The organism is Streptomyces ficellus (genome assembly GCF_009739905.1).
Taxonomy (GTDB): Bacteria; Actinomycetota; Actinomycetes; order Streptomycetales; family Streptomycetaceae; genus Streptomyces; species Streptomyces ficellus_A.
Genome location: NZ_CP034279.1, coordinates 4,125,079 through 4,139,788, shown reverse-complemented (window position 1 = coordinate 4,139,788; position 14,710 = coordinate 4,125,079). Strand labels below are relative to the sequence as shown.

18 protein-coding genes and 2 pseudogenes are annotated in these 14,710 nt (G+C 71.4%); 8 read left to right on the top strand and 12 right to left on the bottom strand.

What is annotated here, in order from left to right; translation table 11 throughout:
• Positions 1–57: 57 nt before the first annotated feature.
• Both EIZ62_RS18635 and EIZ62_RS18630 read right to left on the bottom strand, forming a co-directional pair.
• On the bottom strand, positions 58–636 hold the full coding sequence (locus EIZ62_RS18635; RefSeq protein WP_156693781.1) for a TetR/AcrR family transcriptional regulator: 579 nt from the start codon (positions 634–636) through the stop codon (positions 58–60).
• Positions 637–712: 76 nt separating this feature from the next.
• Positions 713–1,324: an NADPH-dependent FMN reductase gene (locus tag EIZ62_RS18630; RefSeq protein WP_156693780.1), complete on the bottom strand. Its 612-nt coding sequence runs from the start codon at positions 1,322–1,324 to the stop codon at positions 713–715.
• 151 nt (positions 1,325–1,475) lie between these two features.
• Here EIZ62_RS18630 and EIZ62_RS18625 point away from each other — a divergent pair, with 151 nt between their 5' ends.
• Both EIZ62_RS18625 and EIZ62_RS18620 read left to right on the top strand, forming a co-directional pair.
• Positions 1,476–2,324 carry a helix-turn-helix domain-containing protein gene (locus EIZ62_RS18625; RefSeq protein ID WP_156693779.1) on the top strand — a complete coding sequence of 283 codons (849 nt, stop codon included), beginning with the start codon at positions 1,476–1,478 and terminating at the stop codon, positions 2,322–2,324.
• Between the two features lie 68 nt (positions 2,325–2,392).
• Complete coding sequence (locus tag EIZ62_RS18620; protein ID WP_156693778.1) at positions 2,393–3,055, top strand: GOLPH3/VPS74 family protein; 663 nt, start codon at positions 2,393–2,395, stop codon at positions 3,053–3,055.
• On the opposite strand, the gene EIZ62_RS18615 is transcribed toward EIZ62_RS18620, so the two are convergent.
• Positions 3,045–3,290, bottom strand: coding sequence for a DUF397 domain-containing protein (locus EIZ62_RS18615; RefSeq protein WP_425281830.1), 246 nt, complete (start codon positions 3,288–3,290; stop codon positions 3,045–3,047). The genes EIZ62_RS18620 and EIZ62_RS18615 overlap by 11 nt on opposite strands.
• Positions 3,245–4,021 carry a helix-turn-helix domain-containing protein gene (locus EIZ62_RS18610; protein ID WP_156693776.1) on the bottom strand — a complete coding sequence of 259 codons (777 nt, stop codon included), beginning with the start codon at positions 4,019–4,021 and terminating at the stop codon, positions 3,245–3,247. The genes EIZ62_RS18615 and EIZ62_RS18610 overlap by 46 nt, the downstream gene beginning before the upstream one ends.
• 123 nt (positions 4,022–4,144) lie before the next feature.
• On the opposite strand from EIZ62_RS18610, the gene EIZ62_RS18605 reads away from it, so the two are divergent.
• Together EIZ62_RS18605 and EIZ62_RS18600 are read left to right on the top strand one after the other, a co-directional pair.
• Positions 4,145–4,567: a hypothetical protein gene (locus EIZ62_RS18605; RefSeq protein ID WP_156693775.1), complete on the top strand. Its 423-nt coding sequence runs from the start codon at positions 4,145–4,147 to the stop codon at positions 4,565–4,567.
• A gap of 9 nt (positions 4,568–4,576) precedes the next feature.
• Complete coding sequence (locus EIZ62_RS18600) at positions 4,577–4,882, top strand: hypothetical protein (RefSeq protein ID WP_156693774.1); 306 nt, start codon at positions 4,577–4,579, stop codon at positions 4,880–4,882.
• On the opposite strand, the gene EIZ62_RS18595 is transcribed toward EIZ62_RS18600, so the two are convergent.
• Entirely contained in the window at positions 4,845–5,267 is a 423-nt protein-coding gene (locus EIZ62_RS18595) for a Zn-ribbon domain-containing OB-fold protein (protein ID WP_156693773.1), read from the bottom strand. The genes EIZ62_RS18600 and EIZ62_RS18595 overlap by 38 nt on opposite strands.
• Positions 5,264–5,719: a DoxX family membrane protein gene (locus EIZ62_RS18590; protein WP_156693772.1), complete on the bottom strand. Its 456-nt coding sequence runs from the start codon at positions 5,717–5,719 to the stop codon at positions 5,264–5,266. Before EIZ62_RS18590 ends, EIZ62_RS18595 begins: the two co-directional genes overlap by 4 nt.
• Before the next feature lie 146 nt (positions 5,720–5,865).
• On the opposite strand from EIZ62_RS18590, the gene EIZ62_RS18585 reads away from it, so the two are divergent.
• From EIZ62_RS18585 to EIZ62_RS18575, 3 genes are read left to right on the top strand one after another with little or no spacing between them, the layout of a single operon-like run.
• On the top strand, positions 5,866–8,088 hold the full coding sequence (locus EIZ62_RS18585) for an acetate--CoA ligase family protein (RefSeq protein ID WP_156693771.1): 2,223 nt from the start codon (positions 5,866–5,868) through the stop codon (positions 8,086–8,088).
• The gene (locus EIZ62_RS18580) at positions 8,079–8,900 is read left to right on the top strand and encodes an enoyl-CoA hydratase/isomerase family protein (protein WP_156693770.1); all 822 of its coding nucleotides are present in this window, start codon (positions 8,079–8,081) and stop codon (positions 8,898–8,900) included. Before EIZ62_RS18585 ends, EIZ62_RS18580 begins: the two co-directional genes overlap by 10 nt.
• Positions 8,901–8,919: 19 nt before the next feature.
• Entirely contained in the window at positions 8,920–9,507 is a 588-nt protein-coding gene (locus EIZ62_RS18575; RefSeq protein ID WP_156696478.1) for a flavin reductase family protein, read from the top strand.
• Here EIZ62_RS18575 and EIZ62_RS18570 read toward each other — a convergent pair.
• The 6 genes and pseudogenes from EIZ62_RS18570 to EIZ62_RS18545 all read right to left on the bottom strand — a co-directional run.
• Positions 9,497–9,898 (bottom strand): annotated as a pseudogene (locus EIZ62_RS18570) (MFS transporter); the annotation flags it as partial. The gene EIZ62_RS18575 and the pseudogene EIZ62_RS18570 sit on opposite strands and share 11 nt — an antisense overlap.
• Positions 9,899–10,293: 395 nt before the next feature.
• The gene (locus EIZ62_RS32490; protein WP_156693769.1) at positions 10,294–10,758 is read right to left on the bottom strand and encodes a hypothetical protein; all 465 of its coding nucleotides are present in this window, start codon (positions 10,756–10,758) and stop codon (positions 10,294–10,296) included.
• 80 nt (positions 10,759–10,838) lie between these two features.
• On the bottom strand, positions 10,839–11,063 hold the full coding sequence (locus tag EIZ62_RS18560; RefSeq protein ID WP_156693768.1) for a DUF397 domain-containing protein: 225 nt from the start codon (positions 11,061–11,063) through the stop codon (positions 10,839–10,841).
• A 595-nt stretch (positions 11,064–11,658) separates the two neighbouring features.
• Complete coding sequence (locus EIZ62_RS18555) at positions 11,659–12,507, bottom strand: helix-turn-helix domain-containing protein (protein ID WP_156693767.1); 849 nt, start codon at positions 12,505–12,507, stop codon at positions 11,659–11,661.
• 18 nt (positions 12,508–12,525) lie between these two features.
• The gene (locus tag EIZ62_RS18550; protein WP_156693766.1) at positions 12,526–13,050 is read right to left on the bottom strand and encodes a DUF6879 family protein; all 525 of its coding nucleotides are present in this window, start codon (positions 13,048–13,050) and stop codon (positions 12,526–12,528) included.
• A 400-nt stretch (positions 13,051–13,450) separates the two neighbouring features.
• A pseudogene (locus tag EIZ62_RS18545) lies at positions 13,451–13,654 on the bottom strand (MFS transporter); the annotation flags it as partial.
• 60 nt (positions 13,655–13,714) lie between these two features.
• Between EIZ62_RS18545 and EIZ62_RS18540 the strand changes: the two are divergent.
• Positions 13,715–14,710 carry a GlxA family transcriptional regulator gene (locus EIZ62_RS18540; protein WP_156693765.1) on the top strand — a complete coding sequence of 332 codons (996 nt, stop codon included), beginning with the start codon at positions 13,715–13,717 and terminating at the stop codon, positions 14,708–14,710.

Below are 14,710 nucleotides of genomic sequence, written 5' to 3'. Positions count from 1 at the left end.
ACTCGCAGGTACAAAATTAGGCCGCCAAAGAGCCCGGCACCGAGCGGCGGCGCCGGACTACAGGGACGCCATCGCCGCGTCCACGACCCGCCTCAACTGCCCGGCGTCCTCGGCCGTCTTCGCCAGCACCCGCATGCCGATCACCGTCGCCAGCAGCCAGGCGGCCACCGCCGCCGCGTCACGGTCGCCGGCGATCTCGCCGGCCCGCTGCCCCTCCTCGACGGTCACCCGGAACGCGCTCTCCGTACGCGCGAACATCCTGCGCACCGTGTCAGCCGTCCCGGCATCCGACGTGGCCAGCTCGGCGGCGGTGTTGACCGCCATGCAGCCGCGCCGGTCCGGGTCGTCCAAGTCGAGCCGGACCAGCGCCTCCAGCGCACCCCTCAGTCGGTCCTTCGCCGAACCGGGGTGATCGAGGAGCGCCTCCAGCCACGCGACCTGCGAGTCGCGGTAGCGCGCGAGCGCCCGTTCGAACAAGGCATGCTTACTGCCGAAGGTGTTGTACAGGCTGCCCTTGCCAATGCCGATCTCGTCCACGAGATCCTGCGGCGTCGTCGCCGCGTACCCCTTGCGCCAGAACACGCCCATCGCGCGCTCCACCGCCACGTCCGGATCGAACTGCTTCGGCCTGCCCATGACGCCACCGTACCAGCATTTTTGACCTTGAGGTCAAGAATAAGTCGCTTCTCGTGATCGTTTCCGGATCGGGGCACTAGCGGGTGGCGTACGGGCGGTCCCGGCGGGCGTCCCGGAGCACCGAGCCCCACCAGTCCAGCTGGTCGAGCATCGCCTCGGCGGCGGCCCCGGGCTCGGCCGGGTCCTTGAGGTTGCCGTCCTCGTCGAACAGCAGGTAGTAGCGGGGAAAACTGACGTAGTCGCGCACGGTGTGGGCGTGCAGCTCGCCGAAGACCTGCTTGAGCTGCTCGATGGCGAGCAGACCGCCACTCGCGCCGCTGTAGCCGACGAACCCGACCGGCTTCGCCCGCCACTCGGTGTAGTGCCAGTCGATCAGGGCCTTGAGGGAGGCGGGGAAGCTGCGGTTGTAGTCGGGCGTGACCACGACGACCGCGTCCGCCTCCGCCAGACGGCGGCTGACGTCCGCCAGCCCGGCGGGCCGGGCCGGTTCGGGGTCCATCGCCGGGGGCACGGCGGGCAGGGCGAGCGGCAGCTCGGTCCCGGCCAGGTCGATGACGTCGACGTCGAACCGGCCGTGCGACTCCGCGTGCCCGGCGAACCAGCGGGCGACGACCGGCCCGAAGCGGCCGTCCCTGACACTGCCGATGACGATCGCGAGGCGGAGGGGCTGAGCGGGCTGAACGGACATGGCGGGGCTCCTGGGAAAGGCGGGGTGGGTGACGCCGATCGGGTCGGCGACCTCCAACCTGCCGGGACGGCCGGGCGCCAGGAAGGCCGGGCCGTGACTGGTAGGGGCAGGGCCACGATCCGCCGCCCCTCCCGCTGTTACCGTCGGCCGGGTGAGCGACAACGAGTTGGGGCTGTTCCTGCGCACGCGCCGCGAGGCGGTCACCCCCGCCGAGGTGGGCCTGCCCGCCGGGCCGCGACGCCGCACGCCCGGCCTGCGCCGCGCGGAACTGGCCACGCTCGCCGGGGTGAGCGTCGAGTACGTGACGCGCCTGGAGCAGGGCCGTGACCGGCACCCGTCGGCGCAGGTCATATCCGCCCTGGCGGACGCCCTGCGGCTGACGACGAGCGAGCGCGTCCACCTGCACCGCCTGACCAAGGGCCCCGGCGGCGGCCTGTGCACGGGCGCGGCACCCGCACTGACCGTGCGGCCGACCGTACGGGCGCTGCTGGACCGGCTCGAACCCGCCCCGGCGGTCCTGCTCAACCGGCTCGGTGACCTGCTCGGCTGGACGGCCGGGTACGAACGGCTCACCGAGCCCCTCGGCCTGCTGGAGGGCACCCCGCCGAACCTCGCCCGGTTCGTCTTCGGCGACCGGCGGGCCCGGGACGCCTTTCCGGACTGGGACCGCGTCGCCGACGAGCAGGTCGCCGCCCTCAAACACGACCCCTTCCTCGCGGACCCCCATGTGGCCGCCCTGACGAACGAGTTGACGGTCACGGCGGGCGCGGCGTTCACCGACCGGGTACGTACGCTGCCGGGCCTCCCGGCGGCCACCGGCGTCACCCGCCTCGCCCACCCCGAGGCGGGTGCGCTGCGCCTGGCGTACGAGACGCTGGAGCTGCCCGCCGACGACGACCAGCGGCTGATCGTCCACCTCCCCGCCGACGAGACCACCGCCACCGCCCTGGACCGCCTCACCGGCCGCCGGCCGGGCGCCCTGCGATCCGTCCCCGCCTGACCCGACGGGAACCCGTGGGACCCTGTCCGCGTCGACACGTACGACCACACACGATCTGGGGGAACGACATGTCCGTCACGCTGGCCGAGGAAATAGCGCTGCTCTCACTGGACGACGAGTCCGGCGCCGCGAAGGACCGGCAGTCGGCCGGCTGGGCGGTCGCGGGCGGCATCCTGCTGGAGCTGGCCATGGCCGGACGGGTCACCGTCGCCGACGGACGGCTGACCGTCACCGACCCGACCCCCACCGGCACGGCGCTGCTCGACGGGCGCCTCGCCCAACTCGTCGAGTGGACGGCCCGCAAGAGCCCGCGCAAGGTCTCCGACTGGCTCACCAAGGACCAGTCCAAGGCGGTCGCCGCGACGGCGCAGAGCCTGCGCGAGCGCGGCCTCGTCACCGAGGAGCGCAGCAAGGTGCTCGGCCTCTTCCCGGTACGCCGCTACCCGGAGGCCGACGGCTCGGTGGAGCAGGAGTTGCGCGCCCGGCTCACCTCGGTCGTCGTCCACGCCACGGAGCCGGACGACCGCACCTCCGGGCTCGTCAGCCTGCTCCACGCGGCCAAACTGCACCGCATCGCCTTCCCGGACGTCCCCCGCAAGCTGGTCGCGCCCCGCATGGCGGCGATCGCCGAGGGCCAGTGGGCGGGCGACGGCGTCCGCGAGGCGATCCGGAACATGCAGGCCGCGATGGTGGCGATCACCGTGGCGACCACCGCCACCGTCATCCTCTGACCGGGTCTCCCACCGGGCCCGCCGCCCCCGCGACGAACGCGGCCCAGGCGGCGGGCCCCACGGCGAACGTCGGCCCGCCGGTGACCTTGGAGTCCCGTACGTGGACGGCCTCCGGGCAGGCGGCGACCTCGACGCAGTCGCCCTCCTCGTTGCTGCTGTAACTGCTCTTGAACCAGGTCAGTGCGGGGGTCACAGCTGCGCCGCCATCCTCTCGATCAGCTCCACCGACTCCCACGGCGTGAGCGCCTGTGCCCGCAACGCGCCGAAGCGGTCGATGAGCTGGTTCACCTCTTCGGGCTTGGAGACCAACGTACCGACGAAGTGTCCCTCGGAGTAGGCGAGGTTACGGCCGTCCCGGGTACTCATCAGTTGCAGTGACCCGATGACAGACGCGTGCTCGTAGCGTCGGGTCGGCATGACCTGCAGCGTGACATGATTCCTCGTGCGCAGGCACTCCAGTACGTGCAGAAGCTGTTCCTTGAGCACCGCCTCGCCACCGATCGGCCGCTGGAACACCGACTCCTCGATCACATAACTCAAAGCCAGTCGAGGCTTGCGATCAAGGGCCGATTGCCGCTCAAGCCGAGCCTCCACGTACTCGTCGATGACCTCGGGCTCGTACGCCGGGACTCGCACCTCGTACAGCGCACGCACGTAGGCCGGTGTCTGCAACATGCCCGGGACCACCATGCTCTCGTAGGCGCTGTAGCTCGTCGCCTCGCCGATGGTGCGAACCCAGTTGAAGAACTTCGGCGAGTACTTCTCCCCCTCCATCAGCTCCGCGCACGACCTGAGCACCCCGCCCGCCCCCAGCGCCGCGTCCGCGTCGGCCAGGAACGCCGTCGTCGGGATGCGTTCCGCGCGCTCGTACGCGCCGACCAGCGACTCCGACATCAGCAGCCGGTCCGCGAGGTCCTTCTGCGTCATGCCCGCCTTGCCCCGGAACTTCTTGACCAGCTCACCCACGTGCCTTCGCGCCGGCGAGGGCTCCCCATTCGATCCCACAAGCGCCACCGTCCTTCCCACACCACCCCGAAGTGGATCGCGTCCCCCTGGTCACGCTACGCAACCACCCGGATCCTCGTAGCCATGACGAGCAACAATGTGCCCGATTGGGTACCGGCCTCCGGGCTGCGACTGCGCCTCGCGGGCGTCCACTTCGACGCCGTGCGGGTGCGTGGCGTGCGCGGGGAGGCGGTGGTGCACCACCTGGCCGATGTCACCGACGGGTGTCCGGGGCCCGTGGTGCGGGAGGTGTCCGGTGGGCGGTGGACGTACTTCCTGATTCCGCCGGGGAGCAGCAAGGGGTATGCGTGGCCGCCGGGCGCGGCGTGTTTCGGGCCGTGCGCGCGGGACCAGTACGTGGGGATCCCGGCCGCGTACGGCAACACGTATCCGCTGTCGTGGCGGTGCGGGCCACCGGTCCGGGACGTGTTCGTCGATCCGGAGCTGCTGCACGAGATCGTGACCGCGCAGCTGTGTGTGGAGCCGGGTGTCAGAGGTGTGTTCTAGCCTGCACTCATGTCGGTCAACATCTCCTTCACCCTCACCGTCACGGCTCTGGCGGACGAGCACCAGGCCCGGGAGGTCGTGCGGTCCCTCGACGAGGTGATGCGCGACGAGCGGATACAGGACCAGGTGCAGTTGGGCGTCGCGTGGGACGACGGGACGCCCTTCGTCTCCGGGGAGACCGACTTCCCGCTCAGCATCACCGGTTTCGCCGACTGGCAGCCGCACTTCGAGAGCTTCGTGAAGTTCGCGGTGGACGAGGTGGCGCCGGCGGCGACGCTCACTCTGGACTGGGGTTATCCGGACCTGGAGGGGTGAAGACCGGGGCGGTGACGCGGTCTTCGGCCGGGCGGAAGGTGACGATCAGGTCCATGCCGACGCGCAGGTCGTCCTCCGGGCAGTCGACGACCTCGGTCATCATGCGCGGGCCTTCGGCGAGGTCGACGACGGCGGCCGTGTAGGGCGTGCGGCCTGCGAAGGGCGGCAGGTCGTTGCGGTGGACGACGGACCAGGTGTAGAGCGTGGCGCGGCCGCTCGCGCGTTCCCAGGTGACGTCGTCGCTCCAGCAGTGCGGGCAGAACTCGCGCGGGTAGTGGTGGGCCCGCCCGCAGGTGCCGCAGCGCCGGATCAGCAGCCGGCCGTCGGCGGCGGCGTCCCAGTAGGGGCGGGTGAAGGGGTCGATGTCGGGGGTGGCCGCGGTCATGCGCCGAGCCAGCCGATCGCGGCGTCGAGGGACCAGGTCTGCCAGGACAGGGCGAGCAGGGCGACCAGCGAGATGAGGGCCATCATCGCGTTCTGGCCCTGTTCCGCCCAGTCGTGGATCATCAGGACGAGGTAGAGCAGGTTCAGGACGAGGCCGCCGAGCAGGGCTACGGGGGTCAGGAGTCCGGTGACCAGGCCGAGTCCGACGGCGAGTTCGGCGTACACGACGACGTATGCCATGAGTTTCGGCCGGGGCGCGACGACGCGCTGGAAGCCGGTGCGCACGGCCGGCCAGCGGTGGTCGCGGGCGACTCCGGCGGCCCAGGCGATGCCGGTGCCGCGTTCGAACCAGCCCTTCTTGTCCTTGTGCCGCCAGCTCTCCAGCCACCACAGGCCGAGGCCGACGCGCAGGACGGCGAGCCATTCGGCGCCGCTGAGCCAGACGGTCCGCATACCACCCACCCCTTAGATCTGACGGTACGTCAGTTCAACGGATGATCCGGCTCGGGCGCAAGGGGCTGTTCCTGCCAGGACCTCCAGCCGCTAATCTGACAGAGCGTCAGGTCTTCCCATCCCCGACGAGCAGGAGCGGCGGAACGATGCTTGGATCGACCCACGGCACCTTCACCACCGATCTCCGCGCCCGCGTGGTGGCCTGCGGCCAGACCACCGGCGCCACGGTCCACGGCACGACCGCCGCCGCCGGCGACACGGACGTCAGCGGCCGGCCCCTGTACGCCGCCGTGCCCGACCTGGACCGGCTGTTCCGGCCCGGGTCCGTCGCCGTCGTCGGCGCGTCCGACACCGAAGGGCGCCCCCATACCGGGATCACCCGGCAGCTCCTGCGCTGGGCCGAGCGGGTCGGCGCCCGGCTGTACCCGGTGCATCCCACCCGCCGTTCGGTCTTCGGGCTCGACTGCGTACCCTCCGTCGCCGACCTGCCCGTACCGGTGGACGTGGCCGTGCTCCTGGTAGCGGACCCGCTGCCGGTCGTGGAGGAACTGGGCGCGGCCAAGGCGCGGTTCGCGGTGGCGTTCGCGTCCGGGTTCGCCGAGACCGGCGCGGCGGGCGCCGCCGCGCAGGCCGCCCTCGCGGCCGCCGCCGGGCGCGCGGGCGTGCGCCTGCTGGGCCCGAACACCAACCTGAACGCCTTCGAGAAGTTCCGCGACGACCTCGAAGGGCCCGCGATCGCCCTGATCACCCAGTCCGGTCACCAGGGCCGCCCGCTGTACGCCCTTCAGGAGCTGGGCGTACGCCTCTCGCACTGGGCGCCCACCGGCAACGAGGCCGACCTGGAGGCCGCCGACTTCCTCTCGTACTTCGCCGAGCGCCCCGAGGTCGGCGCCGTCGCCTGCTACCTGGAGGGCATCAAGGACGGCCGCGCCTTCCTGCTCGCCGCCGACCGGGCGGCCCGGCGCGGGGTGCCGGTCGTCGCCGTCAAGGTCGGCCGCACCGAGGCGGGCGCGCGGACGGCCGCGTCCCACACCGGCAAGCTGACCGGGGCGGACCAGGTGGTGGACGCGGCGATGCGCCAGTTCGGTGTGGTCCGGGTCGACGGGCTCGACGAGCTCCAGGACACGGCGACCCTGCTGGCGCGGGCCCGCCCGCCGGTCGCGGACGGCGTCGCCGTCTACTCCATCTCCGGCGGCACCGGCGCCCACTGCGCCGACCTCGCCACCGCCGCCGGGCTCCGCCTCCCGGTCCTGTCGCAGGCCCGGCAGGACCAGCTCCACCAGTGGATACCCGGCTACCTGGACGTCTCCAACCCGGTCGACAACGGCGGCCACCCGGTCGGCGACGAACGCGGCCGGAAGATCATCGACGCGCTGCTGGCCGACCCGGACGTCGGCGTGCTGATCTGCCCGGTCACCGGCCCCTTCCCGCCCATGAGCGACCGACTGGTCCAGGACCTGGTGGACGCGGCGGAGACGACGGACAAGTTGGTGTGCGTGGTGTGGGGTTCACCGGTCGGCACCGAGGCGGCCTACCGCGAGACGCTCCTCGGCTCCTCGCGCGTGGCCACCTTCCGCACCCTCGGCAACTGCGTCGCCGCCGTCCGCGCCTACCTGGACCACCACCGGTTCACCCGCACCTACCGCTCGCCCTTCGACGAGGCCCCCCGCACCCCGTCGCCGTCGTACCGCAAGGCCGAGGCCCTGATGCTGCCCGGTCACCGGCTCAGCGAGCACGCGGCGAAGCAGCTCCTGCGGGCGTACGGCATCCGCGTCCCGCGCGAGCAGCTGGTGACCAGCGCGGCGGCGGCCGTCCGGGCGGCGAGCCTGGTCGGCTACCCGGTCGTGATGAAGGCGTCCGCCCCGCAGATCGCCCACAAGACCGAACTGGGCCTGGTCCGGGTCGGCCTGACGTCGGCGAGCCAGGTCCGCGACACCTACCGCGACCTGATCGACACCGCCCGGTACGAGGACGCCGCGCTGGACGGCATCCTGGTGTGCCAGATGGTCGACCGGGGCGTCGAGATGGTGGTGGGCGTCACCCACGACGACCTGTTCGGCCCGACGGTGACCGTCGGACTGGGCGGCGTGCTGGTCGAGGTGCTGCGGGACACGGCCGTACGCGTGCCGCCCTTCGGCGAGGACCAGGCGCGGGCGATGCTCGGTGAGCTGCGCGGGCGGGCCCTGCTCGACGGGGTGCGCGGGGCGCCGCCGAAGGACGTGGACGCGCTGGTCGAGGTCGTCCTGCGGGTGCAGCGGATGGCGCTGGAGCTGGGCGGCCGGCTGTCGGAGCTGGACATCAACCCGCTGATGGTGCTGGAGCGCGGGCAGGGCGCGGTGGCGCTGGACGCGATGGCGGTGTGCCGGTGACCGGGACCGTGCTCCACACCACCGGCGACGGCGTCTCGTGGATCACCCTCAACCGGCCCGAGACGCTCAACGCGCTCACCCCCGGCCAGCGGGACCGGATCGTCACCCTGCTCGCGGACGCGTCCGCCGACCCCGGCGTACGGGCCGTGGTCCTCACCGCCACCGGCGAGGGCTTCTGCTCCGGCGCCGACCTGCGCGGCGCGGCGACCGGCACCGGGGGCGGTACCGGGGGCGCGGCCCCCGCGCGGGTCTCCGGCGACGTCGCGCGGATGCTGCGGCTCGGCGCGCAGCGCCTGATCGGCGCCGTGCTCGACTGCGAGAAGCCGGTGATCGCGGCCGTCAACGGCACGGCCGCCGGGATCGGCGCGCACCTCGCGTTCGCGTGCGACCTGGTGCTGGCGGCGGAGTCGGCACGGTTCATCGAGGTGTTCGTGCGCCGGGGCCTGGTCCCGGACGGCGGCGGCGCGTACCTGCTGCCGCGCCTGGTGGGGCCGCACCGGGCGAAGGAGCTGATGTTCTTCGGCGACGCGCTGCCCGCCGAGCGGGCCCGGGAGATGGGCCTGGTCAACCGGGTCGTCCCGGACGGCGAGCTGGAGAAGACGGCCCGCGCCTGGGCGGAACGCCTGGCGCACGGCCCGACGCGGGCCATCGCCCTCACCAAGCAGCTGGTCAACGCCTCGCTCGACACCGACCGTGCCACCGCGTTCGCCGCCGAGGCGGCCGCGCAGGAGATCACCATGACGACGTACGACGCCAACGAGGGCGTGGCGAGCTTCGTGGAGCGCCGCACGCCCCGCTACAGGGGTGAGTGACGTGATGGGACACGCGGGCATGGCCGCCACGGCCGTCCGGTACCTGAGGTCCGTGGGGGCACCGGCCACGGGCGCCGCCCCGCCGCCGCCGCTGCGGGCGGTGCGGGACGACGAGCGGCTGCCGCTGGACCCGGCGGAGTTCCGGCGGGTGCTGGGCCACTTCGCGACCGGCGTCACCGTCGTCACGGCGGACGACGGGGCGGGCCCGGCGGGCTTCGCCTGCCAGTCGTTCGCCTCGCTGTCGCTGGACCCGCCGCTGGTCGCGTTCATGGTGGCGCGCACGTCCGCGACCTGGCCGCGCATCGCCCGGGCCGGCTCCTTCTGTGTGAACGTCCTGGGCGCCGACCAGGCGGGCCTGTGCCGGGCGTTCGCGGTGAGCGGGTCCACCGGGGCCGACAAGTTCGCGGGCGTGACCCACGAACCGGCGCCCGTGACGGGCTCGCCCCGGCTGGCCGGCGCGCCCGCCTGGGTGGACTGCACGGTGCACGCGGTGCACACCGGGGGCGACCACCTGATCGTGGTGGGCCGGGTGGAGGCCCTGGACGCCTCGGACGGCGGCGACCCGCTGCTGTTCCACCGGGGCGCCTTCGGCCGGTTCACGCCGTGAGCGCGGGGCGCCGCCGGATCACCAGGGCCATCAGGGCGGCCGCCGCGCACAGGGCGCCCGAGGCGTACCAGACGACGTCGTAGGACCCGAACACGTCCCGCGCCACCCCGCCGGCGAAGGCGACCACCGCCGCGCCGACCTGGTGGGAGGCGAGGACCCAGCCGAAGACGATCGCCGAGTCGTCGCCGTAGTGCTCACGGCACAGGGCGATCGTCGGCGGCACCGTGGCCACCCAGTCCAGGCCGTAGAAGACGATGAAGAAGACCATCGGCGGGTGCACGGACGGCGCCAGCAGCATCGGCAGGAAGAGCAGCGAGACGCCGCGCAGCGCGTAGTAGACGGCCAGCAGCCGCCGGGTGTCGAAGCGGTCGGTGAACCAGCCGGACGCGACATCCCGAAGCGCAGGACTGTACTGCGCGTCCGCTCACCCTCCGAGGTACAGCCATGCGCTGACCTCGGCTGCCGCCGGGAGGTCGCCACCCCTTGAACAGCTCGCCGTCAGTGAAGAGGTGGAGCGGGAAGGCATTGGGGAGAAGACGCCGGAAGGGCTGGAGGCTGCGGCCCGTAAAGGCAATGCCGGTGGGCGTCCGTCCGTCGTGGATGACGACAAGCTCGCCGTAACCCGTGCTCGGCATGCCAAGGGAGACAGTGTCACAACCATTGTCAAGGCCCTGGGTATAGGCCGCGCCACCGTTGTACCGCCACATCAAAAAGAGCGTCTGAGGCGGGCTCACAGGGACGCAGACAGGCCCTCGACATACGCCGGGGCCGCTGTCACGCGCGGACCTACCGGGCGGGACAGGGCAGGTCGGGAGCGGCTCGGTTTGGAGAGCACGTCACGATGGCGACGGAGTGGAAGACAGTGCCCTTCAGGTAGTGGCCCAGGGATACGTCTCCTCCCCACGTCAACCGCTCGACTGCACTCTTCACCAGAAGAACCAGTCTGGTTGCCTCCCGATCCTGCTCGGAGGCGAAACGAGGTGCGAACTCTGCGAGCTGGAGGCCCAGCCACTCGCCGGCCTCCTTGGGTTCTGCCCATGTCCCTCGGATCATCGAGGGCGGTTTCATGAGCCATTGCGCCGTCTGGATCGGGGGCACGTCGGTGGTCGGGAACACGGCCACGGCTTCTCGGTACCGGTCCTGTACCTCCATCTCGCTGCTTGCGGTCGGGGCCTGTCCGGCCGGTCTGCGGACGCTCTCCTTGTCGAACGTCTTCTTTTCCCCCAGCCATGCGTATCCGTGGTGGTGCACCGCCGCTCCGTTCCGAGAGATGACGACGGCCCCGCCCGTCGGGGTGAGGGCGGGGCCGTCAGTTCGGGTGGTGTTGTGGATCAGGCGGAGAGGTCGAATCGGGCGGGGTCGATGCCCGCCGCGTCCAGCTCGGCCGTGGTGAAGCGCAGTGGCTCGGCGTCCGGGCGCTTGCTGTCGCCCATGGCCCATGCGTCCGGACCGATCTTCGCGAGGGTCACGCACGCCTCGCCGTCCGGGTGGGTGTTGCCGCCGCACGCCTTCGAGAACTCGGCTCCTGCGATGGGGAGCCCGTACAGGTCGGTCATCGTTGTGTCCTTCCTGATCTGCTGACGGCCCAGAGTGGGCCGTCCCCCGCCCGTAGCGGACGGAAGTCTTCGAGTGGACTCAGGGAGTCGAGGGCACCCGCAGTGCTTCTGCGATCTGCTCAACCGCATCAGACCGGATCATCCCGAGGTGGACGTATGCCTGCCCGGTGTGCGTCACCACAGGCCGGACGCCGCTCCACGCGGACTCGGGGACTCCGAGCGCAGCGAGTGCCGCGCCTACGGACTCCGTCGCGTCCGTCGCCTGAGTCCTTGCGTCTCTCCACGTCTGCATGTCCATCAGTGACCGGTCCCGTGCATCCGAAGCAGGATGTTGCAGTCCGCGACCGTGGTGCTGTCACGCTCCAACCCGGCTGCCTTACGGAGCTGACCGAGCCGCGCGCACTCGGGGCAGCCGGGCACCGGACGGGGCGCAGGGCGCTCTTCCCGGATCGGCAGCTCTACCGGTGCTTCCTGCCACCGCGTGGGTTCTGTCCGCGTCACCGTCGCGCCCTCCCTGTCGCCGCCGAGGTCGATGAAGAGACCGTAGGGAGCGGCGTTGCGAGGGGTCCACGCTGTTGCACGTGGTTGCACGGATTCACCCGAGGGTGGAGAGAGCCTTCGTGATCAGGGCACGGGCTTCGGCCCCGCGCACGGCGGATCGGGACAGCTCGGAGAAGGCACGGAGGTACGTACGGATCTCGCCGGGCGCGGTCAGGTTGATCTCTGCCGTGAGAGTCTCCACCGCCACCTGTTGATCATCGAAGGCGTAGAAGGCTTCGAGCGGCCAGACGGTACGGCGGGCCCTTGCCGGGATGATGCCGAGGGATACGTTCGGCTGGCCCATCACCGAGAGCACGTGTTCAAGCTGGGTGGCCATCGCGGCGTCGTCGCTCACCCGGTAGTAGAGAACCGTCTCTTCGAGCAGCAGGGCGAATCGATGATCCCCCTCCCGGATCACGCGGGACCGTTGCGTCCGGGCCCGCACGGCGTCAGCTACGTCGTCCGGGGTTCCCTGAAACGTCGTAATCGACCGCAGAAGTCCTGCGGCATAGCCGGGAGTCTGGAGCATTCCCGGCATGACGTTCGACGCGTATACGCGAAAGGAGCGGGTCCGCTGATACAGCGGGACGGTCTGCTCATGAACGCGCCGCATCCCGTCACGGTGAATCTGCCGCCACTCGACGTACATCGATTCTGCGTTTCGGGACGCAGCGATCAGATCGGCCACGTGATCGTCGGCCCCGCACGCAGCGCACCAGGCGCGGATGTCAGCGTCCGAGGGAGGCGTCTTGCCGCGCGCGATCCGGGAGGACTTCGACTTGTGCCAGCCGCACCGAGCGGCCAGCTCATGCCCTGTGAGACCAGCGTCTTGCATGAGGCCCTGCAAACGGGCGGCCACAGCGGCTCGTGCCGCTTGGGCGCTGGAGAGTGGAGAGGAAGGCATGAGCTGACCGGTCAGGAATCAGACGGCGTACTTCTCGTGCGGGATGGCTCGCTCCCACACGGCTTCGAACGCCGACGCGCACAGCTCGACTACGGCAGGGTCTTCCGTCTGGTCAGTGTGGACCCACCGTCCGACCCCATCGAAGACGTTGAACTGGACAAGGCGACCGTCGAACAACCAGAAGTCGTTGCCCGGCAGGGCAAGGTCCGAGGCACTGCGACGGGGAAGCCAACGGATCTGCTCTCCAGCCGCCACGTTCGTGAAGGTGCCCGAGTGCTCGAAGGCGATGTAGTCGCTGACTGGCTCCGAGACGATGCGGGCGCGTCGGATGACAACGCCCTTGGCCGTGACCTCCTCAACAAGGTCGAGCCAGGGGCGCCACCATGAAGCCCGGTCCTCCGGGTCGAGCCGGCGCCCTTGCTTCCATGCGGCGAAGCCTTCGATCTCGTTCTCAACGCCGTACGTGTCGCGCATCTCAAGGTGCACGGCTGACTCCTGCACTGACCTGATGAGGTCAGAGAAGTCAGTCAGACTCTGCGACACGGAGCGCCTCCCTGAGAAGCGGGACCATCCGCTTCGGAACCCTGATCACCGACTCATGCCCGGGGATCGGCACATCCCGCGAACTCTCACCCGTGGTCCGCTCGTCTGCTGTCCACCCCTGGATCACAAGGTCCTTCGACTCTTGGTCCACCCACACAGCGGGGGATCCGTGGTCCCCGGACTCGGGATCTTTACCGACGAACCGTAAGGCCATGGCGTCCCTCCCTGTCGAGCGCGTTGCGCCTGGTTGCACGACCTTCACTCTGCCGGACAGCACTGGTCAAGGGGGCCGGAACCGGACTGTTCAGCATGGGGCGTTGTCGTACCGTCAGGGTGGTGCCGGAGTCTCCCGAATCTGATCAGCAGATCCCGCCGATGCTTCCCCCAGCATTACCACGCGCTCACCGTGCAGCGGGTCGATCAGCAGGCCCGGCAGCGAGATGAAGCCCGCCGCGCCGATGATCGTCACGAACGTGACGGCGGCGACGTACCAGGCGCGGTGGACGCGGGGCACGGGCCGGCGCGGCGGGCGGGCGGGCGCCGGCCCGGGCGCCGGGGCCGCCGCGGCGGGAGGAGGGGTTGTCTGGGTCACGTCCGACAGCATCGCGAGCGGGCCCGGAACCGTACCAGTGGCCCGGATGCCACCTACCGCTACGATCGGGCCATGTCCGGATCCGCCCCGCACCGCGTCGTCGTCCTGGCCCTCGCCGGGCTCCTCCCCTTTGAACTGGGCATACCCCACCGCATCTTCGGCCGCGCCAAGGACGCCGAGGGCCGCCCCCTGTACGAGATCCGGACGTGTGGAGTGTCCGCGGGGCCGGTGGCAACCGACGCGGACTTCCTCATCTCCGTCGAGCACGGGCCCGAGGCGCTCGCCACCGCCGACACGGTCGTGATCCCCGCCTCCTACGAACTCGGACCCGTCTACGAGGAGGGCAGGCTGACCCCCGAGCTGACCGCCGCGCTCGCCCACGTCCGCCCCGGCACCCGCCTCGTCGCGATCTGCACCGGCGGGTACGTGCTGGCCGCGGCCGGGTTCCTCGACGGCCGGCCCGCGACCACGCACTGGGCGTCCGCCGAGCACTTCCAGCGGCTGTTCCCGGAGGTCCGGGTCGACGCCGGCGTCCTGTTCGTCGACGACGGTGACGTCCTCACCTCCGCCGGGGTCGCCGCCGGGATCGACCTGTGCCTGCACATCGTGCGGCGCGACCACGGGTCGGCCGTCGCCAACGACGTCGCACGCCGCACCGTCGTACCGCCGCACCGGGACGGCGGCCAGGCCCAGTTCGTCCACCGGCCCGTCCCCGACCCGCAGTTCGCCACCACCACGCGCGCCCGCGCGTGGGCGCTGGAGCGCCTCCACGAGCCGCTCCAGCTGCGGGACATGGCCGAGCGGGAGGCGATGAGCGTGCGGACCTTCACCCGCCGCTTCCGCGACGAGGTGGGCGTCAGCCCCGGCCAGTGGCTCACCCAGCAGCGCGTGGAGCGCGCCCGGCACCTGCTGGAGTCCACGGACCTGCCGGTCGACCGGGTCGCGCGGGACGCCGGTTTCGGCACCGCCCAGTCGATGCGCCAGCACCTCCAGGCCGCGCTCGGCGTCCCGCCCACCGTCTACCGCCGCGCGTTCCGGACCGCCCGGGACGCGGCCGGCCGACGGTAG